This window comes from Streptomyces sp. NPDC046379 (genome assembly GCF_055587785.1).
The window spans coordinates 369,421-395,323 of the sequence record NZ_JBVJFP010000005.1; the positions used below are offsets into that span (position 1 = coordinate 369,421).

Annotated in this window: 23 protein-coding genes and 4 pseudogenes; 13 read left to right on the forward strand and 14 right to left on the reverse strand. The window is 69.9% G+C overall.

Annotation, left to right across the window (positions count from 1 at the left end; genetic code table 11):
• Positions 1–14 precede the first annotated feature (14 nt).
• On the reverse strand, positions 15–434 hold the full coding sequence (locus ACZ6KF_RS12495) for an arsenate reductase ArsC (RefSeq protein WP_469238422.1): 420 nt from the start codon (positions 432–434) through the stop codon (positions 15–17).
• A gap of 194 nt (positions 435–628) precedes the next feature.
• Here ACZ6KF_RS12495 and ACZ6KF_RS12500 point away from each other — a divergent pair, with 194 nt between their 5' ends.
• The 3 genes from ACZ6KF_RS12500 to ACZ6KF_RS12510 are packed head-to-tail and all read left to right on the forward strand — an operon-like array spanning position 629 to position 3,086.
• Entirely contained in the window at positions 629–937 is a 309-nt protein-coding gene (locus ACZ6KF_RS12500) for an ArsR/SmtB family transcription factor (protein WP_356627988.1), read from the forward strand.
• The gene (gene arsB, locus ACZ6KF_RS12505; protein ID WP_356627987.1) at positions 934–2,025 is read left to right on the forward strand and encodes an ACR3 family arsenite efflux transporter; all 1,092 of its coding nucleotides are present in this window, start codon (positions 934–936) and stop codon (positions 2,023–2,025) included. Before ACZ6KF_RS12500 ends, arsB begins: the two co-directional genes overlap by 4 nt.
• A complete protein-coding gene (locus ACZ6KF_RS12510; protein ID WP_356627986.1) occupies positions 2,022–3,086 on the forward strand; it encodes an ArsO family NAD(P)H-dependent flavin-containing monooxygenase in 1,065 nt (354 codons plus the stop codon). Before arsB ends, ACZ6KF_RS12510 begins: the two co-directional genes overlap by 4 nt.
• A 319-nt stretch (positions 3,087–3,405) precedes the next feature.
• On the opposite strand, the gene ACZ6KF_RS12515 is transcribed toward ACZ6KF_RS12510, so the two are convergent.
• The 3 genes from ACZ6KF_RS12515 to ACZ6KF_RS12525 form a co-directional block, all read right to left on the reverse strand.
• Positions 3,406–3,675 (reverse strand): hypothetical protein, encoded by a 270-nt coding sequence (locus tag ACZ6KF_RS12515; RefSeq protein WP_356627985.1) that lies wholly within the window; start codon positions 3,673–3,675, stop codon positions 3,406–3,408.
• Positions 3,676–3,936: 261 nt separating this feature from the next.
• Positions 3,937–4,356: a hypothetical protein gene (locus tag ACZ6KF_RS12520; protein WP_469238423.1), complete on the reverse strand. Its 420-nt coding sequence runs from the start codon at positions 4,354–4,356 to the stop codon at positions 3,937–3,939.
• A 425-nt stretch (positions 4,357–4,781) separates the two neighbouring features.
• Positions 4,782–5,624 carry a class I SAM-dependent methyltransferase gene (locus ACZ6KF_RS12525; RefSeq protein ID WP_469174670.1) on the reverse strand — a complete coding sequence of 281 codons (843 nt, stop codon included), beginning with the start codon at positions 5,622–5,624 and terminating at the stop codon, positions 4,782–4,784.
• A gap of 139 nt (positions 5,625–5,763) precedes the next feature.
• Here ACZ6KF_RS12525 and ACZ6KF_RS12530 point away from each other — a divergent pair, with 139 nt between their 5' ends.
• Entirely contained in the window at positions 5,764–6,351 is a 588-nt protein-coding gene (locus ACZ6KF_RS12530) for a TetR family transcriptional regulator (protein WP_469157590.1), read from the forward strand.
• Between the two features lie 288 nt (positions 6,352–6,639).
• On the opposite strand, the gene ACZ6KF_RS12535 is transcribed toward ACZ6KF_RS12530, so the two are convergent.
• On the reverse strand, positions 6,640–7,005 hold the full coding sequence (locus tag ACZ6KF_RS12535; protein WP_356627981.1) for an ArsR/SmtB family transcription factor: 366 nt from the start codon (positions 7,003–7,005) through the stop codon (positions 6,640–6,642).
• An 85-nt stretch (positions 7,006–7,090) separates the two neighbouring features.
• Here ACZ6KF_RS12535 and ACZ6KF_RS12540 point away from each other — a divergent pair, with 85 nt between their 5' ends.
• Entirely contained in the window at positions 7,091–7,252 is a 162-nt protein-coding gene (locus tag ACZ6KF_RS12540; protein ID WP_469238424.1) for a hypothetical protein, read from the forward strand.
• 29 nt (positions 7,253–7,281) lie between these two features.
• Positions 7,282–8,673 carry an NAD(P)-binding domain-containing protein gene (locus tag ACZ6KF_RS12545; protein WP_469238425.1) on the forward strand — a complete coding sequence of 464 codons (1,392 nt, stop codon included), beginning with the start codon at positions 7,282–7,284 and terminating at the stop codon, positions 8,671–8,673.
• 234 nt (positions 8,674–8,907) lie between these two features.
• On the opposite strand, the pseudogene ACZ6KF_RS12550 reads toward ACZ6KF_RS12545, so the two are convergent.
• Positions 8,908–9,094: pseudogene (locus tag ACZ6KF_RS12550) on the reverse strand (NF041680 family putative transposase); the annotation flags it as partial.
• 1,085 nt (positions 9,095–10,179) lie between these two features.
• Here ACZ6KF_RS12550 and ACZ6KF_RS12555 point away from each other — a divergent pair.
• On the forward strand, positions 10,180–10,920 hold the full coding sequence (locus ACZ6KF_RS12555; RefSeq protein ID WP_469157586.1) for a class I SAM-dependent DNA methyltransferase: 741 nt from the start codon (positions 10,180–10,182) through the stop codon (positions 10,918–10,920).
• Positions 10,921–11,364: 444 nt separating this feature from the next.
• On the opposite strand, the gene ACZ6KF_RS12560 is transcribed toward ACZ6KF_RS12555, so the two are convergent.
• Both ACZ6KF_RS12560 and ACZ6KF_RS12565 read right to left on the reverse strand, forming a co-directional pair.
• On the reverse strand, positions 11,365–12,300 hold the full coding sequence (locus ACZ6KF_RS12560; RefSeq protein ID WP_356627977.1) for a CU044_5270 family protein: 936 nt from the start codon (positions 12,298–12,300) through the stop codon (positions 11,365–11,367).
• The gene (locus ACZ6KF_RS12565) at positions 12,297–12,935 is read right to left on the reverse strand and encodes an RNA polymerase sigma factor (protein ID WP_469157585.1); all 639 of its coding nucleotides are present in this window, start codon (positions 12,933–12,935) and stop codon (positions 12,297–12,299) included. Before ACZ6KF_RS12565 ends, ACZ6KF_RS12560 begins: the two co-directional genes overlap by 4 nt.
• Positions 12,936–13,365: 430 nt before the next feature.
• On the opposite strand from ACZ6KF_RS12565, the pseudogene ACZ6KF_RS12570 reads away from it, so the two are divergent.
• Positions 13,366–15,462 (forward strand): annotated as a pseudogene (locus ACZ6KF_RS12570) (acyltransferase family protein); the annotation flags it as partial.
• A 112-nt stretch (positions 15,463–15,574) separates the two neighbouring features.
• Here ACZ6KF_RS12570 and ACZ6KF_RS12575 read toward each other — a convergent pair.
• Entirely contained in the window at positions 15,575–15,823 is a 249-nt protein-coding gene (locus ACZ6KF_RS12575) for a hypothetical protein (protein WP_469238437.1), read from the reverse strand.
• A gap of 428 nt (positions 15,824–16,251) precedes the next feature.
• Positions 16,252–18,573 carry a beta-L-arabinofuranosidase domain-containing protein gene (locus ACZ6KF_RS12580; RefSeq protein WP_469238426.1) on the reverse strand — a complete coding sequence of 774 codons (2,322 nt, stop codon included), beginning with the start codon at positions 18,571–18,573 and terminating at the stop codon, positions 16,252–16,254.
• A gap of 1,038 nt (positions 18,574–19,611) precedes the next feature.
• Between ACZ6KF_RS12580 and ACZ6KF_RS12585 the strand changes: the two are divergent.
• The 3 genes and pseudogenes from ACZ6KF_RS12585 to ACZ6KF_RS12595 form a co-directional block, all read left to right on the forward strand.
• Positions 19,612–19,736: pseudogene (locus ACZ6KF_RS12585) on the forward strand (IS701 family transposase); the annotation flags it as partial.
• Positions 19,737–19,782: 46 nt separating this feature from the next.
• Entirely contained in the window at positions 19,783–20,196 is a 414-nt protein-coding gene (locus ACZ6KF_RS12590; RefSeq protein WP_469238427.1) for a hypothetical protein, read from the forward strand.
• Positions 20,197–20,296: 100 nt separating this feature from the next.
• A pseudogene (locus tag ACZ6KF_RS12595) lies at positions 20,297–20,464 on the forward strand (transposase); the annotation flags it as partial.
• A gap of 58 nt (positions 20,465–20,522) precedes the next feature.
• Here the strand turns inward: ACZ6KF_RS12595 and ACZ6KF_RS12600 are convergent.
• Together ACZ6KF_RS12600 and ACZ6KF_RS12605 are read right to left on the reverse strand one after the other, a co-directional pair.
• Positions 20,523–21,209, reverse strand: a complete 687-nt coding sequence (locus ACZ6KF_RS12600; RefSeq protein ID WP_469238428.1) for a hypothetical protein — start codon at positions 21,207–21,209, stop codon at positions 20,523–20,525.
• Positions 21,210–21,233: 24 nt separating this feature from the next.
• Complete coding sequence (locus ACZ6KF_RS12605; RefSeq protein WP_469238429.1) at positions 21,234–23,318, reverse strand: hypothetical protein; 2,085 nt, start codon at positions 23,316–23,318, stop codon at positions 21,234–21,236.
• Positions 23,319–23,430: 112 nt separating this feature from the next.
• On the opposite strand from ACZ6KF_RS12605, the gene ACZ6KF_RS12610 reads away from it, so the two are divergent.
• Both ACZ6KF_RS12610 and ACZ6KF_RS12615 read left to right on the forward strand, forming a co-directional pair.
• Positions 23,431–23,583, forward strand: a complete 153-nt coding sequence (locus ACZ6KF_RS12610; RefSeq protein WP_356627970.1) for a hypothetical protein — start codon at positions 23,431–23,433, stop codon at positions 23,581–23,583.
• Positions 23,584–23,724: 141 nt separating this feature from the next.
• The gene (locus ACZ6KF_RS12615) at positions 23,725–24,243 is read left to right on the forward strand and encodes a DUF1203 domain-containing protein (RefSeq protein WP_469157582.1); all 519 of its coding nucleotides are present in this window, start codon (positions 23,725–23,727) and stop codon (positions 24,241–24,243) included.
• Between the two features lie 147 nt (positions 24,244–24,390).
• Here the strand turns inward: ACZ6KF_RS12615 and ACZ6KF_RS12620 are convergent, their stop codons facing one another.
• Both ACZ6KF_RS12620 and ACZ6KF_RS12625 read right to left on the reverse strand, forming a co-directional pair.
• The gene (locus ACZ6KF_RS12620) at positions 24,391–24,852 is read right to left on the reverse strand and encodes a DUF4241 domain-containing protein (protein WP_469157581.1); all 462 of its coding nucleotides are present in this window, start codon (positions 24,850–24,852) and stop codon (positions 24,391–24,393) included.
• A gap of 121 nt (positions 24,853–24,973) precedes the next feature.
• A partial coding sequence (locus ACZ6KF_RS12625; protein ID WP_469238430.1) for a lectin occupies positions 24,974–25,903 on the reverse strand: 930 nt, incomplete at its 5' end.

The following is a 25,903-nucleotide window of genomic DNA, read 5'->3' on the forward strand; positions in this document are numbered from 1 at the left end:
GCTGCGTCACGGGGTCACGCCTTCTGCGCGGCGTCGATCTCGGAGATCAGGGCCTCGATGCGGGTCCTGATCTCGTCGCGGATGGGGCGTACGGACTCGACGCCCTTGCCGGCGGGGTCTTCGAGCGCCCAGTCGAGGTACTTCTTGCCGTGGAAGACGGGGCAGGCGTCGCCGCAGCCCATCGTGATGACGTAGTCCGACGCCTGGACGGCCTCGGTGGTGAGGATCTTCGGCTTGGCGGCGGAGATGTCGATGCCGACTTCCCTCATCGCTTCGACAGCCGCGGGGTTCACCTGGTCGCCGGGGACGGAACCGGCGGAGCGGACCTCGACGCGGTCGCCCGCGAGGTGGGAGAGGAAACCGGCAGCCATCTGCGAACGGCCGGCATTGTGCACGCAGACGAACAGCACGGAGGCGAGCGGAGCGGCGGACATGCGTTCTTCCTTCACAGGGTGAGTGGCAGGTGGGGCGGGGGTTCCAGGTGCTCGGCAGGCCGGCGAGCAGGTCGGTGATACGGCGGTCGGTGCCGTCGCGGATCCGGTGCGGCGGACATGGGAAGACCCTTTCGACGGGCCTGTGGGTCAGTCTCAGCTGGTATCAGTGCCGGATGATGTGACAGTATCAGTCCATGATGACGTCAGTCGACACTGACCTGATCCGGGTTCTGGCCGACCCGCTCAGGCTCCGGATCGTGACCCTGCTCGCCCGCGAGACGCTGTGCACCACCCACCTCGTCGAGGAGACCGGTGCCAAGCAGACCAACCTCTCCAACCACCTGAGAGTCCTGCGCGAGGCCGGAGTCGTCGAGACCGAGCCGTGCGGACGCTTCACCTACTACAAGCTGCGCCCCGACGTCATCGCCCAGCTCGCCGGGCAGTTCGCCGACCTCGCCGAACGAGCCCGTACCGCCGCCGACAACAAGAGGGCCTGCCCGTGACCCGCACCGAAGCGCCCGCGACGACCCAGGAAGCATCCGTCGTCGCCAGGCTCTCCACGCTCGACCGCTACCTCGCCGTGTGGATCCTCGTCGCCATGGCCGTCGGCCTCGGGCTCGGGCGGGTGATCCCCGGACTGAACGACGCGCTGGCGAAGGTGGAGATCGGCGGCATCTCCCTGCCGATCGCGCTCGGCCTGCTGATCATGATGTATCCGGTCCTGGCCAAGGTCCGCTACGACAAGCTCGACGCCGTCACCGGCGACCGCAAGCTGATGATCTCCTCCCTGGTCGTCAACTGGATCCTCGGTCCTGCGGTGATGTTCGCCCTGGCATGGATCTTCCTGCCGGACCTGCCCGAGTACCGCACCGGCCTGATCATCGTCGGTCTGGCCCGCTGCATCGCGATGGTGATCATATGGAACGACCTCGCCTGCGGCGACCGCGAGGCCGCCGCCGTCCTCGTCGCGCTGAACTCGGTCTTCCAGGTCCTGGCGTTCGGCCTGCTCGGCTGGTTCTACCTCGACCTGCTGCCCGGCTGGCTGGGCCTCGGCGACGGCGAGCGCCTGGACATCTCCATGTGGAAGATCGCCCTGAACGTGGTGATCTTCCTGGGCATCCCGCTGCTGGCCGGCTTCCTGACCCGCCGGATCGGCGAGCGGAGGATGGGCCGCGAGAACTACGAGCAGAGGTTCCTGCCGAAGATCGGGCCGTGGGCGCTGTACGGGCTGCTGTTCACGATCGTCGTCCTCTTCGCCCTGCAGGGCAGGACCATCACCTCGCAGCCGCTGGACGTGGCGCGTATCGCGCTGCCGCTGCTCGTGTACTTCGCGGTGATCTGGTTCGGCACCTTCGCGCTCGGCAAGGCGATCGGCCTCGCCTACGACCGCACCGCCACCCTCGCCTTCACGGCCGCCGGCAACAACTTCGAGCTGGCCATCGCGGTCGCCATCGCGACCTTCGGCGTCACCTCGGGCCAGGCTCTGTCGGGCGTGGTCGGCCCGCTCATCGAGGTCCCGGTGCTCGTGGCGCTGGTGTACGTCTCGCTGGCCTGGCGGCGGAGGTTCACGGCCGCCCAGCAGGGTTCATGACGCAGTACGCGGACGTGGTGGTGGTCGGCGGCGGCCAGGCGGGGCTCGCCGCCGGCTACCACCTGCGCCGTCAGGGTGTGGACTTCACGATCCTCGACGCCGCTCCGGCGCCGGGCGGGGCCTGGCGGCACATGTGGGACTCGCTGCATCTCTTCTCCCCGGCGGAACACTGTTCGCTGCCCGGTCGCCCCATGCCCGCCCAGGCCGGTGAGACCTACCCGGACGCCGGGCACGTGGTGGACTATCTCACCGACTACGCAAAGCGCTACGACCTGCCCGTCCAGCACGGCACCCGCGTGGACGCCGTACGTCGCGACGGCGACCGGCTCCTGGTCGAGGCGGACACTGGTGCATGGCGGGCCCGGGCGGTGATCAGCGCCACCGGCACCTGGTCGCGGCCCTTCCTTCCCGCCGTCCCCGGCCGCGAGGTATACGCCGGGCGGCAGCTCCACACGGTGAGCTACCGCCGTCCGGCCGACTTCACCGGGCAGCACGTGATCGTGGTCGGCGGCGGGAACTCCGGCGCGCAGGTCGCGGCGGACCTCGCCCTCCACGGCCACGTCGAGGTCACGTGGGCGACTCGGCGCCCGCCCCGTTTCCTGCCGGACGACATCGACGGCCGCGCCCTGTTCGACGTCGCCACCGCCCGCCGCCGCGCCCTCGACACCGGCCGCGCCGACACGGGCGGGGCCGCCTCACTCGGGGACATCGTCGCCGTACCGACCGTCCGCGCCGCCCGCGACGCGGGACTCCTGCGAGCCCGGCCGATGTTCGGCCGACTCACCGCCACCGGCCTCCAGTGGGCGGACGGCAGCAGGACCGAGGCGGACGCCGTCATCTGGTGCACCGGCTTCCGGCCCGCCCTGGCCCACCTCGCTCCGCTTGGCCTGCGCGGCTCGCACGGCCATGTCCCCACGGTCGGCACCCGGGCAGTCGGCGAACCCCGCCTGCACCTGCTCGGCTACGGCGACTGGACCGGCCCGGCCTCCGCCACCCTCATCGGCGTCGGCCGCCCCGCCCGCGAGGCCGCCCAGCAGATCGCGCGTCAGCTGAACACCTGACTCGGCGACTTGGTCCGCGTACAGCTGTGCACGGCCGGACAAACGGAGAATCACCGCCTTGGGCGTCGCCGCCCCGCCCCGGCACCGGACGGTCCGGCATCTAACACCGGCTCCCACAGGCACCCGGGTCATCTCCCTGGCCGAGTCGAGCACCACGCCCAACCGGATCGGTCCGCACCTCCTCGACCGGCATGCCGGAAGTCGCCTGTGAACGTGCGGCAGACCGGGCCGGCGGGAGTCGATGGCGCGGCGTCGGAGTCTGTGAGGCACCGCTGCGAGCCCCGAAAGACCGGTGCTTCTGTCGGGGCTCGCAGGGGGGTCAGTTGCCGGTGGAGGTGACGCCGAACATGAGCGTGCGCCGGGAGACGTCGTAGTGGACGGTCTTGGTGTTCTCCAGCAGGTCCTGCAGCACATCGGCGTCCTCGGCGTCCACGGTGAGGACCTCTTCCCAGGCGCCCTCGTCGAGGACCAACTGCAGGGTGAATGTGCCGCGCCGGCCCGGTTCCCCGGCGACCCAGCTGAACTGGTAGTGGTTGACCTGACGCACCTTGATGCTGTCGTCGGTCACGGGCTGCTGAACCTTGGGCATGAACCGCCGCCTCCGTCTTTGCTGTCTGTGCTGTCTCAGCGCGGCGCCGACCGTGCGGCCGGTGCCTCGCCACCGCGTTGGGTATCCAGCGCCTGCACGGAACTAACGCGGAGACCGGAGGGCACGCTGAGATCGACCCGTTCGGCCGACCGACATGGCCCCGGCGGGCCGGATGCCAGAGAGCCAAAGCGCCATGAAGATTCGGCCCGGCTGGGCGAGATGCGCGGGTGCCGTCACGGACCATCCGGAGTCGGCGTTCCTCTACGGCACAGCCAAGGGCCTGGCCCAGTCGGGCAGATCATCCAAGGAATCACCGCTCACGCTCGCCGAGTACCGCGCCGAGCCGGCCCGGACGTCCAGGACAAGCTGCCTCGACAGCAGCAGTCGACTGCGGGTCACCCTGGCGTCGCCGGTGAGCGCCTTGCGCACCAGTTCCCCTGCATGCTGCGTGCGCACGTCCTCGAACGTGAAGTCGTCCAGCATGAGCCGCACGCTCTCAGAATGGTTGCGGGCGCCCATGACGAGGACATAGACGTCGTGACCGTGGACGTCACCGTCCCACTCCGCCACCCAACCGTGATCGTCCCACCGCTCGCGCGGCGCGGGGGCGGCGGCGCCCAGCGACCGGAGAGCAGCTTCGAGTCCCGCCGACGCGGACGGCCGGGAGGCGGTCTCTGCCATGTCCGGACCTCCTTCCGCCCTCTGGGATGTCGCTTCCCCTGGTGTCCCATGCTGGTCGGGGCCACGAAGTAGCCTATTCGACTTGGTCAGCGGATTGCCTGCCGCATCCGCCGACCACGCCTCAAAAGCCATGCGAAGGTGTCCGCGCACCCGCACAAAACGGCGTGTCCAGCGGCCTTCCCTTGCGTCGCTGCTTGTTCCGGGCCCCAGCGCCGAGAGCGACCCAAGCGCCTGACCACCGGACATGACGACTCGCACCTTGCCGGAGCCAACCTCCCCCGTCGCAGGCCGGCCCCGCTCCAAGCCGAGCCGAGGGAGGCGGACCGACGCCGCAATCGCCTCAGCGAGGTAGGGGGTGCGTCACCCTTGCGCGTCGACGAGGACCCCTGATCCGGCCGGGACCTGAGCGCGCGCGTTGACCGGTCTCAGGGGCGGTCCGCGGTGACCAGCCATGATGTGCTGAGCAGTCGGACCGTGCCGTCCGCGGCCTCGTGGCAGCGCAGGTGCCCGGTCAGGGTGTGGCGGGCGCGGTCCCGTGCGGTGCGGTCGGCCTGTTCCATCAGGTGACGGCCGGGGCCCGTCTCCAGCAGGAACCGCGCCGCGTCCTCGGCTCCGCTTCCCCACACCCCGTACGCCTGCGTCCGGGTGATGGCGACGCCGGTGAAGCCCGCCGCGGTCAGGACGCCGCGGACGTGGTCCGGGTCGGCCAGGGAGAACATACCGGGCTGCCCCGTCCTCCCGAAGTCGCCGACCGGCAGCAGGCCGCGCAGGGACGCCATCGCGGTCACCCACTCGTTGAGCGAGGCGTCGGCCGGGCAGATGAACGCCAGGCGCCCGCCCGGTCGCAGCGCGCGGCCGATGTTGCCGAAGGCCGCCACGGGGTCGCCGTAGAACATCACTCCGTAGCGGCTGATCGCCGCGTCGAACGTGCCGGCCTCGAAGGGGTGCGCCTGCGCGTCGCCCTCGGTGAAGGTGACGTTGGTGATGCCCTCCTGTTCGGCGCGCGCTCGTGCCCCGTCCAGCATGGGCCGGGACAGGTCGAGGCCCAGCGCGCTTCCTCGGGGTGCCCGGAGTGCGGCGAGGCGGGTCGTCTGCCCGGAGCCGCACCCCAGGTCGAGGGTCCGATGGGCGCCGGCGATTCCGGCGGCGTCGAGCAAGGGCTCGTTGAACCCCTGGTTCACGGCGTTCCAGCGGTCCTGATGGCGTGCCCAGTGAGCGCCTTCGGGGCCGTTCCATGCCTGTGCCTGCTCGGTGTTGACGATGGACACGGGCGCCTCCTGCGAGGGAGCGAAGTGGAATGGGCGTGCGCCCAAACTGTATGGGCGTGCGCCCAAACAGGCAATCGCCAGTACCCTCCCAGGAGTCCGTCCTTGGTGGGTGACGGTGTGGGAACGGGAGAGAATGCCTATGTCACCGCGCGGAGTGGCGACGCCCGACGTCCGTGAGCGGCTGTTCGCGGCCGCCGAGCGGGTCGTGGAGAGGGACGGACCCGGGGCCCTCACCAGCCGGTCCGTCACCACGGAGGCGGGCTGCGCCAAGGGGCTGCTGCACGCGCACTTCGCAGGGCTCGACGAGTTCGTGGCCGAGCTCTGCCTCGACCGGTTCGCCCGGACAGCGGCCAAGGCGCGGGCGCTGACGGGCCTCGCCGGGCAGGGCGAGGTGGCGCGGAACCTCGACGCCGTCGTCATGGCGCTGTTCGACTCCGGCGGCCCCGCCCTCTCGGGCCTGGCCATGACCCGCCCCGCCGCCGCGTCGCGTGTCCGCGAGGCCATGGAAGGCGGGGCGCCGGGATTCACCGCCATCCAGGAAGCCGTCACCGGCTATCTGAAGGCCGAGCAGGAACTGGGCAGAGTGCCCGAGACGGTCGACCCGGCCACCACGGCTCTCGCGATCGTCGGCACCGCCCACCACCTTCTGATGACCGCCTGGCCCGGCACCCCCGACCCGCGCCCCGCCATGACACGCCTGGTCGCGTCGTTGGCGGGCGGCGGGTAGTCCGGTACGACATCGTGATCTGCTGCCGGAGGCGGCGGTACGTCACCTCGGCGGCGAGGCCGCGAAGCGGGAAGTGGCTGCGAGGGCTGGCGCCTCACGGTTCCACGGCCTCCAACCGAGTGCGGTTTACGGCTACCAGCTATGAGGGGATGAGCAGCCTTTGTTCGCCGCTTCGGCGGCGGATCTCACGATCGAACGGATCCGTGCTCTTGCCGCGCGGCCGGACCAGGTCGAGAGCCCGACCTCGCAGTTGACGACGACCACAGCGACCCCGCCCCGGGGCAGCGGTCAGACGCGCAGGTCGAGCATGGCGGACATGGCAGCCACCACGGACGGAGCGACCCGGTAGTAGACCCAGGTGCCGCGCCGCTCCGAAGTCAGCAGACCGGCCTCGCGCAGTTTCTTCAGGTGGTGGGAGACGGTCGGCTGGGAGACGCCGACATCGGCGATGTCGCAGACACACGCCTCCCCGCCCGGATGCGAGGCGATCCTGGAGAACAACCTCAGCCGCACGGGATCCGACAGCGCCTTGAACATGGCCGCCATCCGCTCCGCATCCGCCGGGGACAGCTCTCCGGCCGTGATCGGCGGGCAGCACGGCACCGCGTCGCCGTCCTGCAGGACGGGCAACTCCACAGCCTTCGACTTCGACATGCCTCTATGTTGACAGCTGTCGATATGACTGGCAAGCTCCGCGATATAGACAGACATCGAAACAAGGGGGTGTCGTGACCGCCGCTTGTCGAGCCCTGACTTCACCGGCCCGGGCCCGCCGCACCGCCCCCGCCACCTGGTCGGCGTCAGCTTCTGCGACAGCCGCGCCCGGGCCGGCGACCATGCTGCCCGAGCGGCCGAACGCCGCCCGCGCAACCAGGTGACCGCCCTCGCCCACCCGCACTGACCCCCCTCGCCCTCAAGGAGACCGACACCATGAGCACCCAGCAGCTCCCCGTCGTCGTGATCGGAGCCGGCCCCACGGGACTGGCCGCCGCCGCCCACCTGACCGGACGCGGCATCGAGACCCTCGTCCTGGAAGCGGGCGACAGTGCGGGCGCGGCCGTCCGCGAGTGGAGTCACGTACGGCTGTTCTCCACCTGGGGCGAGGTCGTCGACCCGGCCGCCGAGAAGCTGCTGGCCCCCACCGGCTGGAGCCGGCCCGACCCGGCGACGTACCCCTCCGGCGGAGACTGGGCGGAGCAGTACCTTCAGCCGCTCGCCGCCGTCCTCGGCGAGCGGGTCCGCACCGGCGCCACCGTCACCGGTGTCTCCCGCGCGGGCCGGGACCGGATCGTGGACGCCGACCGCGAGAAGCAGCCGTTCGTCGTCCACATCGCCGATGGCGACGGCCGTGAGGAGCGCGTCTTCGCCCGCGCGGTCATCGATGCCTCCGGCACCTGGGCCACGCCGTCCCCGGCCGGCGGCAGCGGCCTGCCGGCCCTCGGTGAGAAGGCCGCCGGGGATCGGATCACCTACCGTGTCCCAGACCTGAAGGACCCGGCCGTGCGGGCTCGGTACGCGGGCAAGCGCACCGCCGTGATCGGCTCCGGCGCCTCTGCCTTCACCGCCCTCGCCTACTTGGCCGACCTCGCCAAGTCCGTCGACGGCACGGACACGAAGGGCGTGTGGATCCTGCGCAGGGGCATCTCCGGTGCCACCTTCGGCGGTGGCGAAGCCGACCAGCTCCCGGCACGCGGTGCCCTGGGCCTGGCGGCGAAGGCCGCCGTCGACGAGGGCCACGCGGACGCGGTCACCGGCTTCCGCACCGAGGCGATCGAGCAGGCGGACGACGGCCGCCTCAGCCTGGTCGGCGAGGACGGCCGCCGCCTGGATCCGGTCGACGAGGTGATCGTCCTGACCGGCTTCCGCCCCGACCTGTCCTTCCTCGACGAGCTGCGCCTGGGCCTCGACGAGCGCCTCCAGGCGCCGGTTGCGCTCGCTCCGCTGATCGACCCCAACCAGCACTCCTGCGGAACCGTCTACCCTCACGGCCACCGCGAGCTCTCCCACCCGGAAACCGGCGTCTACCTGGTCGGGATGAAGTCCTACGGTCGCGCCCCCACCTTTCTGGCGATGACCGGGTACGAGCAAGTCCGCTCCGTCGCCGCCGCGATCGCCGGTGACATCGAGTCCGCGGACCGCGTCGAACTCACCCTGCCCGAGACCGGAGTCTGCGGCGGCGCCGGCCTGTTCGACGCCCCCGAGGCCCAGGAAGCAGACGGCGGCTGCTGTGCGCCCACCTCGCAACTCGTCCGGCTCGGCGCGCCCGCCACGACGGGGGCGGCCGCCGACCAGGCCCCGGCGGGCGGCTGCTGCGGCTCGTGACCGACCTGAACGTCCGCGACGGCGAGGCAGCGACCGGAACAGGGGACCGGTCGCGGCCAAGCCGCCGCCCTGCCGCCCTCTGCGCCACACAGATCACCGGTTCGGGAATCGTCTCCTACGCGTCTCCCGTTCCCAACACCCTGATCACCGCCGCGACCGGGTGGCCGGCCCGGGCCACCCCCGCGACGTTCTCCCCAGCTCTCGTCGTCCCCGCCCTCGCCCGAATCCGCGTTCGCCGCATCCAGTCACGATGACGATGTCCGGCCAGCCCGGCGCCGTTGTCCTGCTGCGATGAGCAGTTCACCGAATTCGCGGGGCTGGGCGGCAGTCACCGCGGTGGCGTCGTAGGCCGGGCCGAGGCGGACCGCATCCAGGATCTGCGTCCAGGACGACGCGCCCGTCCCAGGACAGCGACGAACGAGTTCCGATGACGTAGTCCGTGGCCCTGACGGCAGTGCCGGGGCAGGCCACCGCGCCGGGCCCGTCCGCGACGTCCGGGCCGCCACCACCCGGCGAAGGGTGTTGTGTGGCGGCCGGCGCGGTTGGGTGCAGCCCGGGCAACTCACGGGTAGAGGCAGAGGGGCACTGCCACCTTACCGGCGTTGCTGACGACACCCGTTGTCTCGTTGACGGCGAGCACATACATCGTTCGAGATTCGGACTTCCGGCAGCCTCGATCAGTCAGCCACCTCTCGCCGAAGATGATGGTCCCGCTGCCAATGGGCCTGTAGTTGGCTCCCCGGGCCGGCTCCCAACTGTAGAAGGAGAAGTTCGGGGGAGTCGCTACCAGCTGGTTGTCCGATTTCCAGTAAGCGGAGATGCCGTTGCTCGGGAGCTGCTCGGGATGGGCATACCCCGACACTGCGTTCCTGTTGGCCTGCTGGTTCTGGGTGCGGCTCAGCGGGGGAACGCACACATGGTCCGAGGGCCGAGTTTCACGCCACACGAATCCTTGCTTGCAGGTGTCCGGACCGTAGGGCCCTCCGCCGGGCTGCACCCGCGAGGGGCCAAGAGCATTCTCGTTCCATGTCTTGGTGCGCCACTGCGGAGTTACGCAGACACGATCCCCTGGCACAGCCTCACGCCACACAAGGCCGAACACGCAGGTATACGGGCCGTATTGTGCGTGAGCGGACGGTGCCAAGGCGAGAGAGCCCGTGACGACAGCGGCAGTCGCCACCCCTCCGGAGAAAAGGCAACGAAGATTTCGTCGAGTCTTCGTACTGAAGGATTTTTTGCTCATGAGATCCTCCGGGCGCAGCGCACAGATCACCTCTCGTCGAAAGGGGTGAAGTGCTTTCCGTACCGTATGAGGGCTTTTACTTCGGGACGATCACAGTTCCCAGTACACCCCCATTCGGCCCAACGCGCATCCGGAAGTAATTACTACTTCAACTGCCAGGGGCGTTGCGAGTGCATGCTGCGCCGGGAGGACGACCGTACCGCCCGCCGGTACAAGGTAAATGGGTCGACAGCGCCCCTTGGCGCCCGGCACAGTTGCCGCTTGTGACGAGCAGTGAGCTGTGGAGCCGTGCGACCGCCGACCGCTATGACGCCGAGGAGACCGAGATGTCCTCGGCCGCCGTTCTCGGACCGACTCTCGCCTTCCTCGCCGAGCTGGCCGGAGATGGCCGGGCACTGGAGTTCGCCATCGGAACCGGACGAGTAGGCGTCCCGCTCCGGGAACGCGGCGTGCCGGTGGTGGGCATCGAACTGTCCGAGCACATGGCAGCGGTGCTGCGGCGCAAGATCGACGAGGACGCACTCCCGGTGGTCATCGGGGACATGGCCACCACCGTCGTCCCCGGCGAGTTCACCCTGGTCTATCTCGTCTACAACACCATCACCAACCTGCTCACGCAGGATGAACAGGTCGAATGCTTCCGCAACGCCGCACGTCATCTGGAGCCCGGCGGCCGATTCGTCATCGAGCTGGGCGTGCCGCCGCTGCGTTTCCTGCCGCCCGGCCAGGTCGCGGTGCCGTTCGACGTCTCTGAGCAGCATCTCGGTTTCGACACCTTCGACCTGGTTGAACAGATACTCGTCTCGCACCACTTCACCCGCGACGGTGACGACGGCCGCTACCGTCGCGGCAACTCCCGACACCGGTATGCCTGGCCGGCGGAACTCGACCTGATGGCACGGATCGCGGGGCTTGAACTGGAACGTCGCGTCGCGGACTGGGGCGGGGCGCCGTTCACCCAGGACTCGGCGAAGCATATTTCCGTGTGGCGCAAGCCAACCTGATTCCCGCGGCTCACGGCAGGGCGGGGTCTACGGCCGCCCACGTCCTGCCCCGCCTGCCGGACCACGCCGTAGCCGTCCAACTCCCCTGTGCCCCACTCTGCCGGCCGGGTGGCGGCTGAGTCAGAGTGGGACGGCTACCGTGCCCAGCTCGCCGTGCGCCCCGGCGGGCGGGTGCTGCTGGGATCGAGGCAGGGCACCGAAATGACGACCTCAACCCCCCTTCAGGCGGGCGAAGGTGGGCGAGCGTCCCGACGACTTCGACCACGTCGGCACCGATCGCACAACCCGTGCCCGGGATTCGAGGTCATGGCCCCACGTCCTGCCTCAGCGGTCCCGACTGCCCGGAGCCCGCGCACGGACCGGATCCCGCGAACGGCCTGCCCCGGCCCCCGTACCGGTACGGCGACCGGGACGAGGAACGGGCGTCCTCCCGGACCGGGGGCGTCATCCGGAACCGAGTTTCCAGGACTCGACCGGCGGCTCACCGACCCGGTCGGCGACGCCGATCTCGAGCAGCGCAGTCGTCTCCTCGACGCCGAGGAAGACAGAGCTCGACACGTCGAAGACCAGGGCACGGTCGTACGTGCTGGAGTGCGGGAGGGACAGGCCGGTGCCCGTGCGCCCGATCCGGTCCTGGGCCTCGCCCTCGACGACGATGCCGGGGATCCGGCGCGCGGCCCGGTAGAGCGCCTCGCTGAGGCCGGGGACCAGGGCCGCCGGTTCGAGCAGGGTGGATATGTACCCGAGGGCCGCCTCCTCGGGTGACCGCCCCTGCCCTTCCGTTTTCCTGTAAGCGTGTTTCAGCAGCTTCTGCGGGTCGGCGGGCAGCTCCTGGAGTTCCCGGTAGTCCATACTGCCGGAAATGGCCATGCGCTCCGTCGTGGGCGCATTGGGGTCAAGACGGTCCGTGTCCGCGGGCTCCGGCCCTGTCAGGGCCCGGCCGTCCCGCCCGCCGTCCACGGCATGCCAGTCCTCGCGCTGGACGATCTCCGCGTCCGCGTCGGAAGGGGTGTAGTCCCTCGACATCACACGGCGTTTGTACAGGAACTGATCCTCGCCCATCGTGATCGCCGGGGGATCGCCGACCGACGTGACGGACCGGCCCGGCGTCTGCACGGCCTCACGCCCGTCCCGCAGCCCGTCGACGACGACCGTCCCCGTGGCCACGGTGGCCGCCAGGGCCAGCGGCGCCGCCCAGACGGCGAGCCGCCGACCGAGGAAAGGCCGGAGCTTCACCTTCCGCTTCTTCCTGCCGATCTCCCGCATCAGGTGCTGCCTGAGGACCCGGTGCCGTTCCGGGCCGAGCACCGGGTCGCCCGGGGCCGGCAGCAGCTCGGCCATCTCCTCGGGCTCGAGCCGGTGGTGTCGCTCCGGGGTCATCTATTCCTCTCCTCCGTGCACTGGTTCACTCGGCTGTGCCGCTCCCGTGTCCCGTCACCGGACACGGGGCGCCGAGCCGCTGCTGGTCCCGGTCCGCGCTCCGTGTCCGTGAGCTCGCGCAGTCTCCTCCTGGCGCGCGACAGTCGCACTCGCACCGTGCCGGCGGTCACCCCGAGCGCCTCGGCCACCTCGGCGGTGTCGAGACCCTCCCAGACGCACAGCGTGAACACCTCCCGCTCGGCGCGCCGCATCCCGCTCAGCGCCCGCTGCGCGGCGACCAGCTCCTCCCGGTCGGCCAGCCGTTGCGTCACCTCGTCGGCGAAGTCCGGGACCGGGGGAGCGGGAGGGAGCCGGGCGAGCGCGCCCTGGTGCCGACGCGCCGTCCGCGCCATGTTGCGCATGACGTTCGTCGCGATTCCGAGCAACCAGGGGCGCAGGCTGTCCCCCTCCGGCCGCACCCGTTCACGCAGCCGCCAGGCCTCGAGGAAGGTCAGCGACACCACGTCCTCGGCCGTGGACCAGTTGCCCGTGACCCGAACGGCGTGCCGGTGGACCGTCGATGCGTAGGTGTCGAAAAGTCGCCCGAAGGCCTCGGGGTCCCCGTCTCGGACACGGACGCGCAGTGAATGCTCCACGCTTGTAACTGTCCGCATCACGGGCAGCGCATCAGTGACGTACGTCATACGAACGGATGCCGAGGGCGCGGAGGCACAACGGGTGGCCACGCGGCGCTTCGCGAACGCCCGGCCGAGGCTCCGGCCGCAGGTCCGATGCAGCCGCAGGAGCCCGATGCGCCGGCACGCAGGCCGGCCAAGCCGCTCACCGGCTCGTTCCGGCCGACCAGCCGGACGATGACAGGGCTGGGGTCGCGGTCCTGGAAGGGCGGGATACGAAGGGCGTACCCGTCCGGACGGTCCTGTGAAGGTCACCGCGTGGGCCCGCGTCGCGGCGCGGCGAGCCGAAAAGGTACGCCCGTGCCCGGCGTCGTCCGCGTCGCGTCATGTGACCCGAGCAACAGTAACCGCGCCCCGCCTGCGGACAGTTGGGAGTGTGACACGCACACCCATGGCCCCCCGTCCGAAACGGGCATCGACGCCGGACCGGCCGGACCGTCTGCCCGAGGAGGGCCCACCTCGTGAGCACGGGCACGCAGCGTCCCGTGCCGGCGGCCGGCCGGAGCCTCCGTTCCGACGGGACATCCAGGGGCTGCGCGGGCTGGCCGTCGTCCTCGTCGTGCTCGCGCACGCCGGAGTCCCCCGGCTGGCCGGCGGCTACGTCGGAGTCGACGTCTTTTTCGTCATCTCCGGTTTCCTCATCACGTCCGGCCTGCTGCGGGAGGCCGGGCGGTGCGGATCGCTGTCCCTGCGGCGCTTCTACGGCAGACGCGCGGTGCGCATCCTCCCGTTGGCGACCCTGGTCTGTCTGGCCACCCTCGTGGGCTGCCGGCTCTTCGCCTCGAAGGTCCGTTACGAGGAGTTCCTGCATGATGCGCTGACCAGCGCCTTGTACGGCATGAATCTGAACCTGGCGGTCTCCGAAGCCGATTACCTCCAGGAGGGCGGCACGCCGTCGCCGTTCCAGCATTTCTGGTCGTTGTCCGTGGAGGAGCAGTTCTACCTGCTGTGGCCCGCGCTCCTGCTGGTGAGCTGGAAGGTGCTGCGGCGCCCGTGGCTGAGGGTCCTGCCGCTGGGCGTGCTGTGCCTTGTCTCGTACGTCCTGAGCGTGCGGGCGACCGCGGTCTCGCCGTCCTGGGCGTACTTCGGCCCCCACACCCGGCTGTGGGAACTGGGGGCCGGAAGCCTGCTGGCCTTCTGCGCCGGGACGCCGGCGCGTGTACCGCGTTCCGTGTCCGCGGCGTTGGCGTGGCTCGGGCTGTCCGCGATCGTCGCCTCGGCCGTCCTGTACGACGCCGACACGCCCTTCCCCGGCCACTTCGCACTTCTGCCCGTGCTCGGGACGGTCCTGGTGATCGCCGACGGGTGCCGGCCGTCTCCGTCCGGCGTTTCACGGCTGCTCGCGCTCCGTTCCGCCACCTGGTTGGGGGACCTCTCGTACGGCTGGTACCTGTGGCACTGGCCGCTGCTGATGCTCGGTCCCTCGGCTCTGCACCGGGCGGCCACTCCTGTGCTGTCCCTCCAGCTGAGCGCGGCCGCCCTGCTGCTGGCCTGGGCGACCCTGCACCTGGTGGAGAACCCGGTCCGCTTCCGTGCGTCGCTGCATCGCAGGCCCACGGCGGCAGTGACCCTCGGCCTCGGTCTGTCCGCGAGCGTCGTGTGCGTCTGCCTCGTCGCGGCGTCCTTCCCGCCGGCGATCGGCTCCTCGGTCCACTCCCCGAAGCTGAGCGAGACCCTGGCGACGGCGCAGGACCCCCACGCCCGGCTCGCCGACCTCATCGCCACGTCCGGCACCGCACTGCCGGCCAATCTGTCCCCGTCGCTGCCGGACGTCAAGGAGCAGCGATCGGCCGTCTACCGCGACGGCTGTCACCTCGGCTACGGCGCCACACGCTCGCCCGCGTGCGTCTACGGGGACCGGTCTTCGAAGAAGGTCGTCGTCCTCTTCGGCGACTCCCATGCGGCGCAGTGGTTTCCCCCGCTCGACCGGTGGAGTCGGGAGCACGGGTGGAAGCTGGTGTCGCTGACGAAGGCGTCCTGCAAGACCGCCGACGTCACGCTTCGCTCCAAAGGCAGGGCGTACGAGGCGTGCGACACCTGGAGGAGGGGAGCGCTGCAACGGATCACAGAGCTGCGGCCGATGCTGGTCGTGGCCTCCTCGTCCGAAGAGGCCACGCCGGTGAACCGGATGGAGGAGCCGCCGCGGGAATGGACAGCGGGGTACGAACGCGTCTATCGGCGGCTGACCCGTGACGCCGGCCGTGTGGTCGTGCTGCTCGACAATCCGTGGCCGAGGGGCGATGCCGTCGAGTGCGCGGCGCGGCATCCGCTGCGGCTGGAGAACTGCGAGGCGGACCAGCGAGATGTGATCAGGTCCCCCACTCTTCGGGAGGCCGGCGAGAGGGCGGCCCTCCGCACCGGCGCCGCGGTCATCGACCCGAAGCCGTGGCTGTGTCCGCAGGCAGGCCGATGCCCCGTGGTCGTCGGCGACACCTTCGTCTACCGTGACGGAAGCCATGTGGCGGAGTCCTACGCGCAGGCGCTGACCCCGGTACTGCGGCAGGAGATCCGGGAACTGGGGATCGCCGGCGTCCCGCACCCCGCCGACCGACCCCGCCGCAACGCCGATGGCGCAGTCCTGGGTGACCCCACCGGGCCCGTCACACCAGCCGGACTCGGTCACGCAGGAGGACGGAGCCTGCCCGGCCGAACATCTGGCGTTTGAGCGTCTTGATCCGGTTGACGTGGCCTTCGGCGACGCCGGAGTTCCAGGCCAGGGTGGGGCCGGCGATGACGGCGTCGCGGTCCCGGTCGATGCCGACGGCGAGGGTGTGGAGGCTGGGCGAGTCGTCCTGCCGGACGGCGTCGAGGCGGTCCGGCAGGCGCTCGCCCCGGCGCTCGGCCGGCATGGTCGGGAAGGAGCGGGCATGCCCCGGGTGAGGGCGTCCAGTTCGGGGCAGTGGGCCCGGACGTTCTCGGGTGGAAGCTGCTCGGACTCGGTGAGGGTTTCCGGATGGCGGAGGTTCCGTCCGCAGATGGCATCTCCGGCACGACCTGAGCGAGGCCGCCGAGCGGGCCGTTGCCCGGTCGTGCCGTTGCCTGTGGGTCCTGACGCCGGCAGCCCCTGCCCTTCCGGCCTCCTCCGTTGCTCCTCGGCCGCTGAACACACCGCTGAGCCGTTCACCGTCATGGTCGTGCGTGAGAACGAAGAGCACGCCTCCCCATTCGACCACCGCGCGCCGACGACGCCCGGAGGTCCGGCGGCGCGCGGAACGGCGGTTCGTGCCCTGCTCCGGTGGATGCGCTCCTTTCCCCGAAGCCGCCGGGACCGCCCGGATCAACCCTGGTTGCGCACGACGCGCCATCGGTTGTCGGCCGTGCCGTCGTCGGAGTCCTGGACCGCGAACGCGCCCACGGCGGTGGAGTCGCCCGCGATGGCGAGCAGCTTGCCGCTGTGGACGTTACGGATCTTGTAGGTGCCGTCGGCCTGGTCGAGGAGGGTCCAGCGGTGGTCGGCGGTGCCGTTGTCCGTCCACTGCAGGACGGTCGCGTCGTCGGCGGTGGACATGTCCCGGACGCCGAGAACCTTGCCGCTGTGCGCGTTGCGGAAGCGGAAGTCGCCGCCGTCGGCGATCATCTCCCAGTTGTGGTCGGCGGTGCCGGAGTCGGTCCACTGCAGGGCCCGGCCGCCGTCGGCGGTGGACATGTCCTGGATGCCCAGCACGAGCCCGCTGGCCGCGTTGACCAGGCGGACGGTGGGCACCGTGCCGATGGTCCAGTAGACCGTGTAGTTGTGGCCATGGGCGTCATGGAACGGACCGAGGTTCACGGTGGATCCGGACGCCGTGGCGGTGAAGGCCAGTGTGGTGGAGCCGGTACGCCTGATCGAGGACGTGTCCAGGGCCGGCGGTGAAGCGAGCGTGGCGTTGCCGTAGTTCCCTGAGAGGACCACCGGGCCGTAGGTGATCGCGGCGATGTTCGGGTCGTCGTTGGCCGGGCGCATGACGATCCGCATGGGCAGACGGACGGTGACCGTGTCGCCGGATGTCCAGGTGCGGTTGAGGACGGCGTAACTGCCGGGTGTGGTGGCGATGTTCTGCACGACGCCGTTGACGCTGACGGTGGCGCCGGTGGTCCAGCCGGGAATGCGGATGCGCATCGTCCAGCTGCCGGCGGCGTTGCCGGTGACGCGGAGGGTGGTGGTGTCGCCCGCCGGGTACGACGTGGTCTGCGTGACGGTGATGCCTCGCTCGGTCCACGTGAGCACCGAGGGGACGAACAGGTTCACCGTGAGCGCTGTGCCGGCGTGGAAGTAGATGGAGTCCATCAGCCGGGTGTGCATCTCCAGGCCGGTGCCCTGGCAGCACCAGAAGGTGGTGTAGTCGGTGCTCCAGGTGCCGCCGCCCCAGGCCGGCCCGACCCCGCGCCGGCCGCCGGGGTTGAGCGGGGTGAAGTAGGTGACGTGGCCGTGCGGGTCGGCCGGATTCTGCTGGCCGATCATCTGGTTGAGCCACGCCTGCTCGTAGTAGTCGAAGAGAGCGGCTCGATTGGGCTCGAGGGCGAACAACTCCCGCGTGAGGACGAGCATGTTGAAGGTGTTGCAGCTTTCGCAGGTGTCCTGGCGCAGATAGGAGGCGATGGCGTGGGGGGCACGGAAGTGCTCCGCCTGGCTGTTGCCGCCGATGGCGTAGGTGTGGGCGCCGATGCAGATGTTCCAGGCGTTGGCAGCGATGTCGCGGTAGCGGGCGGCGCCGGTGGCCTTGTACGCGCGGGCGGCTCCGATCCACTTCGGCACCTGAGTGTTGGCGTGCAGGCCGTTGAGCCGGTCCTGCCCCGCGGCCAGGGGGTCGAGGACCGCTGCGTGCTCGAAGCGGCGGGCGACGCCGAGCCAGCGGGCGTCGCCGGTCTGCTGGTAGAGGTCGGTCAGCACGGCGCTCATGCCGCCGAACTCCGTGCCCAGCATCGCCTGCATCTGGGCCGAGGTCAGGCGGCCGGTCCGGGCGTCCACCCATGCGGCCAGGGCCAGCAGCACGTCGCGGGCCTGGATGTTGCCGAGGAGGCGCCAGACGTCCAGCAGCCCGGTGAGCGTCTTGTGGATCGTGTAGTACGGGACGTTGCCGTTGGAGAGCGTGCGTGCTTCCAGGGCGGTGAAATCCGACTCGGGGTAGCCGGAGAGATATCCGGGGGCGAATCCGGCGACGCCGTTGTTCGCCTGGCACTTGGCCAGTTCGGCGACCATGTACGTCGCCTTGTCCCGGCAGACGGTGTCTCCGGTGGCGGCGTACGACTGGGCCCAGGCGGTGAGGAAGTGACCTTGGACGTGGCTGCGGAAGGGGAAGTTCGGAGCCTCCCAGCCGCCGGTCGCGGCGGCGCCGGCCGTCGACAGGCGGTGGTTGTGGCGGAAGTTGTATAACAGCCGGTCCACGTCAACGAACCGCAGATAGGCGGTGGTGCGATTGTGGTTGTCGAGCCAGCGGCTCGCGGTCAGGCGGACCTGGCCGAGGGCGAACGGATGCGCGAGGGCGCCGATGTCTGCCCGGACGGGCGGGATCACCGCGGCCTGGGCCGGGCTGCCGCCGACGACGTCGCCGGCGACGGAGGCGACAGCCGTGGCTCCGGCGATCTGCAGAAGGCGGCGCCTGGTGGGGGAGAGGGGCATGGTGCGTCCTTTCCGTTCAGGTGGAACGGCCCGTGGGCCGACGATCGCTCCGCTGAATCCGCCACGACCCCGCGACCGGCCCGGACAGCGGGCAGCCGGGACACCGAGGCCGGCGTGCACCGCGAACAGCCCTCGGCGTTGCCGTCTACCCGCTTGTTCGGGATGTCGAACATTGTTCGCAGTGTCGTCGGAACCATAGTGAGCCGGTACCGCGGCGTCAACGCCCCGGACGGATTCCCGTGGTTCTTCGACGACAGAGGGGCAGCGTCGCCTCACGCGCGTTGACTGCCGTACGTACCGACGCGTCTCGGCACGCTTGTACGGCCCGGGCGGCATGCCCCATCGCGTGCGAAGCGACGAGGTTCATGCCTCGGCGGCCGCAGCACCGGCCCGGCCGGGGGAGCGCCGTTCCCCAACGCGCTCACGTCGGTGGCGTGTGCTCCTCCCGCGCCTTCCGCGAGCACCTGCGCCAGCGTGGCATCCGAGCAGTGACCCCCGTCCTGGCTGCCCCGGCGGAGCCACCGGCTCGGCCGGGGCAGCCGAGGCGGCAGGCCACCGGCCTTCGACCGCGAGACCTGCAAGCAGGGCAACACCGTCGAGCGGTGTAGCTCCTGCCTGAAGCGGTGAGGCAAAGCCACCCGCTACGGGAAGACCGCCACCATCCACCTGCCCGGACTCCGCATGGCGGGCATCTTCCACGGTGCCGACGAGGGCTTCGGCGGTAACACGCACCCTGTCGCGCAGCCACGACCGCACACCCCGCGATACGGCTCCTCCAGCCGTTTGCGTTCGACGAGTGGGTCGCGCGCAACCTCCAGGCATTCCGATAGAAGCCACCCCGGGCGCACGGAAGGCGGCGCGCCCGGGGCACTCCTTCGGCGCCCTGATCCACCGAAGCCGTTCCTTCAACCGAGTTCGCACCGGAAGAGGCCAAAGGGTGCGCCGCGCCTCTCAGCCGGTGCGGAGGCGTTCGCCCACGAGTTCCTCGGAGGTCTGCCACACGTGTTGGGCCTCCTCGGTACTCGTCAGCCGACCGTAGTGCAGGAGTACGTCACCGAGAAGCTTGGGGAGCCGGGCGGTGCGCTGGTCATCGACGCGGCTTCCTGAAGAAGGGCACGGTCTCGGCCGGCGTCCAGCGGCAGTACTCGGGGACCGCCGGCCGGACGGCACCCTTGACCTCAACCTTGGTTGAGGCGCAACACTCGGCGCATGGAGATCACAAAGGGGAGCACCATTCTCTTCCGCAATAGCATGCGCATCACCGACGGTCACCTCGGCGATTTCCGGCGCGCCATCGCGCAGGCGGTGGCATTTGCTCAAGAGCACGGCCCTCAGCTCATGGTCGAGGTCTTCATCGACGAGGAGCGGATGCTGGCGCACAGCTTCCAGCTCTACCGCGACTCCGATGCCATCCGCGCCCACTGGCGGCTCTCGGATCCGTACATCCGCGAGGTGATGGAGCACTGCACCGTGGAGCACTTCGAGATATTCGGTGCACCGGACCATGACATCGTGGCGGCTCTCAAGACCCCCGATGGCGAGTCCTTCCCCTTCGTCGTCTTGCCGCGCCTCGTCGGCTTCAACCGTCTTGGGACGCCCTGCTCGGGTGAATTACGCTCTTAGCGTGTTTCACGACTTTCTGACTGGGTCTGTTGTCGCCTGATGGTGTGGCTGCGGAGCAGAATCTGCCGCTCCGCGCTTGTTGATCTGGTGATGCGACCGGGTCAGTGAACGCAAGCCGCACCCGAGCGACTTATCGGACGAGCGGTGGTCGTTGATCGAGCCGGTGATCACCGTGTGGAAGGACCGGCACCGCTCGGTCAGCGGCCACCAGGGCGCCTACGACCTGAGGGAGATCGTGAACGCGATCCACTACCAAGGGCGGACCGGCTGACAGTGTGCCTGTCTCCCGCACGATCTGCAGGAAGAACGCCGAGGCCCTGCAGACGTCACCCGGGAGGAACGGTCGGCCGGAACACGCGGCGACGCCGCTTCTCCGAGGGCGGGCACCACCCGGCCTGCGCCTGGTCGCCGACAAGGCCGCAGAAACCCATCTCACGCGGGCGTTCACCGTTCTCCACGCGCTGGACCGAGATGAGTTTGTCGAGGGGGACCTGCTGGTCCACCACCCCGCCGAAGTCGATCTTTCCGCTTTCCCCGTCCAGTGCGTCATCGCCATGAATACCGCTCAGGCCGTGCCAGACCGCAGCGGGCGTCAGCGGCACTCCCGGTGCGGTGTCCTGAAGGTGCGAAATGGCCGTGAGGTACAGGTTCACCGAGTCGAAGGCGAGAGCCGCATGGCCGTCCAGTGAGGTGTCAGGGGCACTCCTGCACTCCTTGGGAAACAGCTCCTTCATCGTCGTGTACAGGTCGCTGTTCCCCTCGCAGTCGGTGGAACCGAGGGTGAAGTCCAGGAACTCGTAGGGCACTCGGGCCAGCCCGCGCCGCCGAGCGGGATCCGCACCGAGCCGGGCGACATCGTCGCCCCCGAGGAAGGCGGGCGGGGTGCGCCCGCAGCGGGTGTTGGTGGATTCCACCACGGTGATGAAATCCTCGGTCCGTCCGGTGAAGAAGACCAGACCGTCGTACCCGCAGGCCCGTTTGCCGATCTCGCCGGGCGTGGCTCCCTCGGGCACAGGCCCGGAGGCGGACTCCGGGACCTAACCCTGCTCTGTCACGTGGAAATCGGCTCGGCCGAAGGACTCGGCCGCGTCCTCGCGAAGATTGGTGCTGTACTCGTCGGTCGGATCGAGCGAGTACACGATGCGTACACTGCGTTCCCCGATCCTCTCCTGGTCGGCCATGCGGGCCGCGTACGCGGCCGCAACGGCAGCCTCGCGCCGGTTCTGCGGAGATACCTGGAGATACAGTGCTGAGTGGCTTGGCAGGCTGTCCGCGGAGAGCGTCGTGGCGATCATCGGCAAGCCCACCCGAGTGAGCTCGCGGATGGTGCCGATCGTCGCCCTGCGGCTCTGGTCGAGACCGGTTACGCCGACAATCGTGGAGTCCTGCGCCATCAGCTCCTCGATCTTGCGGGCCACATCGGTCCCGAAACGCATCCCCGAGCCGGCGCTGGCCGGGAAGATCCGCACAACGGGCGCATTGCCACGGGAGATGTCGAGCTGCCGGCGTTGCGCACTGGCCGCGCCCTGCAGCTGCTCCCGCGCATACGCCAAAGCACTGTCCGAGTCACCGCTCGGTGCGCTGAGCAGAGCGGACAGATGAACCAAGGTGATGACCGGCCGGCCGGGCACATCCTCATGGATACGGTCGGCCTCGTCGTTCTGCTCCGCGATGACCTGGAGAGTCTCCCGGACACGCCCGTCCTGGGAGCCGAAGGCGAACCCGTTCGGGGCGATGCCGACGCATTCGCCTGTCGTCTCTTCACGCCATACGGTCTCGGCGTCCGGATCGCTGTCACTCAGCCCGCAGTGCTGCTTCTTCCACGCCTCCTCATCGGCGCGGTGGTCCAGGACACGTTCGACGACCACCAGGGCTGCCGCACACGCGAGCACCAGGGCGGCTGTGCGTCGCAGCGCGCGCCTGGTCCAGCGCGGGGGCCTGGGAACCTGCCACCGGGCAGCGCGGGCGGTGCGATCGGCCTGCAGCTGATGGGCCGCATCACCTTCGACGACCGGGGCCGGAATGCGTACGGGCAGGTACCAGAACTCCGGCTGTCGGTCCCGTCCCCCTGCGATCAGCCGCTCGCACCAGGCGTCATAGGGAGACGGATCGTCACAGACTTCACGGACCCGGACGGGTTCCCCGGCTTCTTCCGGGCGGCTCACGATGAGCAGCAGGGGGTCGAACGCGCCGGTGTCATTGCGTACCGTGGCCAGAAGACGGACGAAGTCACGGCCGCCGTTGCTGTGAGCGGCACCCTGCAGCCAGGCCGTGCAGTAGGCCGTGCGGCGATGTCCCCCTGCACGCAGACGGCGCGACCAGCCCTGCCGTCGATGGGCCGCACGCAGATCCTCGAGGAATGCGTTGATCATCAACTTGCTGATCTGTTCGGGGTCTTCGCGTCCCCAGCGCGGCTGCGTCAGTCGCAGCGCGAACCCGACGAACGTCCCCGGGTCTGCGGGCGCCATATAGGGCTGCTTGAGCAGCCATCGGTACTCCTGACCGATGAACCGCCAGAGCCGAAACCAGATCAGCGGGACGAGGACCAGCACGAACAGTTGAGCCCACCAGCGGACCTGGCCGGTCAGCGCTGCCTCGGTGCTCGGGCTGCTCATCAGCCTGAAGAGCCGCCTGCGTGCCAGCTCCCGATCCCGCAGCCGCCGGATCACCACATGGCCCTGCTGGCCGTCCGGTTCCTGCATGGAATCAGTCGTCTGAAGCAGCCAGTTCACCATGCCGAGCCGCCGGAAGCGCACCCGCTGATCCTTGCCGTAACGGTCGGACGAGAACTCCTGGCCCAGGAGCACGAGGGTGCGGCGGCACAGCTCGGCCTTCTGCCATGCAGGTTCAAGGTAGGTCGCCGAACCGACGGCGCCGCGTTCCTCGACGACCTCCGTCCACAGCGCCTCCACGTCGATGCGCTGATACGGCACGGACCGGGGCCTGGCACCGTGCGCCGCATGACCGAACTGCGCGCCGAGCTCGGCAGCGTGGGCACCGAGCAGCTCCAGGACCGGAATGCCGTCCCGGCCTGGCACCTCCTCGGGTAACTCCTCCTTGGCCGGCCGCTGCACCAGCCTCTGTACAAGCTCGAACAGCCTGTGATCGAAAACAGGCGCCACAGTTCCCCCGTTTCCCGGCCTGCTGCCCTCCACGCCCGGAACGGGCACTGTAGGGGATCACTGTTCTCCTGCATAGGGTCAAATCTGCCACTTTCGGGTGAAGTTCGCGAACGTGGCCGGAGGTGAGCTGCTGATTCCGACGATCGTGTTGCTGTTCGGAGAGGACATCAACACCGCGGGCAGCCTCTCGCTGCTCATCTCGCTGCCCACCATGCTCGTCGCCCCCGCCCGCTACAGCCGCGACGGACCGACGAACCCTGGATGAGAAAGTACAGCGGGTCGCCCGTCGTATGCGGCACGCGTTCAGCGGGTGCGGCCTTGTCGCGGGGTCTTCCGCGTGGGCATGCACGAACATGACGTCCGATTCCTGCCAGCACCCACACGTGCGTCGATCCAGCATGGGCACATGACCAGGTACACCGTGCTTTCCGTTGACGCAGCCGCCCTCGAGCAACTGCGGGTCGCCGATGACGCGGGCCGTCCCTGCGCCCCGTACACCGCGACCCACGACGACGTGGGCTCGCCGCTGCGCTGCTGCCTGAGCCCCATCGCGCTCGGCGAGCGGATTGCCCTCGTCTCCTATGCCCCGTTGCGTCGCTGGGCCGCCGCGAAGGGCGCAGATCCGGGCGCGTACGACGAACAGGGTCCCGTTTTCATCCACGCCGATGACTGCGGCGGGTTCACCCCCGGCGAGACCTACCCCTTCGCGCGGCCGGGCGCCCTGCGTACCGTGCGTCGCTATGACGCCCAGGGCCATATTGCCGGTGGCCGTCTTCTGGAGATTCCGGCCGACGCCACGACCGGCTTCGACGCAGCCTTCGACGACGCGTTCAGCGACCCGGCCGTGGTGCTCGTGCATGTCAGGGCACTGGAATACGGATGCTTCCACTTCGAGGTGCGACGGCCCCCCACCGGGGGCCGGTAGCCGCCGCGCCACCCGAATGATCGTCTCAGGGGACCGGCCGCCCGCAGGGGACGAGGGAGCACGAAGTGCGGTTGTGACGCCGGACTTGGACTCCCTCACCACCGCGCTGTAACTGACCGCCCATGACCACTGCCCCAATGGAATCGATCATCCAGGCGGACGCCCCTCGCCGCCGCGGCGTGAGCGGCTCGGCCAATCCTTCCGGTCACGCCTCGGGCGAGTTGGGGCGCGACCTCGGACGGACTGTGCCGTGAACGTGGCCAGATCGGCTTGTTGCGACTCGTCGGTTACCCGCTCGCACCCGCCGGGCAGTCGCTCGGAGTGGCGCGGTGCCGGCACGCCGTTCGCATACGTGCGAAACGGTGCGGTCAAGGCCGTCCACGCGCCGGCATCTGGGAAGCAGCCCACATCGGCGTCGGAGCAGAAGCGGATCAGCTCGCCCGGCTGAAGCCGGTCGATGTCGTCGTCGACACTCAGGCCCATCTCCCACCCGATCACGGGGTCGTCACTGATGAGCAAGCGGGTAGCGGCGCACGCAACGCAGTCGAACCGCTCTCCGAAGTGTTCGTACGGCCCCGCCCGACGTCGCGACCTCCGGAGCAACGGCATCGGCGTGGTCCCGCCGTACGTACGGTGGGGACCACGCCGATGTCTTCTGCGCCCGGGGCGGCGGCATTCACGCCGCCGTCACACGGGGTGAGAGGCGAACTGTCCGGGAATCACTCGACCGCTATGGCAGGGTCCATTTCTGGTTGGGGCCGTTGTGGCAGGTCCACAGGTGGACGGGGGTGCCGTCGTTCCAGGTGGCTCCGGATGCGTCGAGGCACTTGCCGGAGTGGGTGCTGCGGATGCTGCCGTCGGGCTGGGGTGTCCACTTCTGGTTGGCTCCGCCGTGGCAGGTCCACAGGTGGATCTTGGTGCCGTCGGCGGTGCCGGCGCCGTCCACGTCCAGGCACTTGCCCAGGCTGCGGAGGGTGCCGTCGTCGGCCAGGGTCCACTGCTGGTTGGTCCCGCCCCAGCAGCCCCACAGCTGGACACCGGTGCCGTCGGCGCCGTTGCCGCCCGCCACGTCCAGGCACTTGCCGTTGACGCCCTTCACCTCACCCGTGCGCGGGCCGGGCTGCTGGGTGCCGCCCTGCTTGACGCGGATGTTGCGGAAGGCCACCTCGTCGCCGTCGCCGTGGTTCTGGAGGCCGATGTGGCCCTGGCGCAGGCTGCGCGCGGGGTCGGTGTTGGTGAAGTCGTTGATCTTGCGTCCGTTGAGGAAGACCTCCAGCCGTTCGCCGGTGACCCGGATCTCGTAGGTGTTCCACTCGCCGGGCGGGTTGAGCGCCGCGTCGCGCACGGCGAGGTCGGCGGACTTGACCGCGTAGACCGAGCCGGTGGTGCGGTCGGCGGCGTCGGTGGCGTCGATCTGGATCTCGTAGCCGTTGTTCAACGCGGACCAGGGGTCGTCGGAGGCCGGGAAACCGATGACGATGCCGGAGTTGTCGTCGCCGGCGGCCTTCCAGTCGACCTTCAGGGAGTAGTCGCCGGTGAACTCCTTGGCCGCGTACCACAGCATCCCGAGTCCGCCGTGGGAGGTGAGGGTGCCGTCGGCGAGGGTGAACCCGCCGGGGCCGGCCTGCTTCCAGCCGGTGGTGCCCGAGCCGTCGAACAG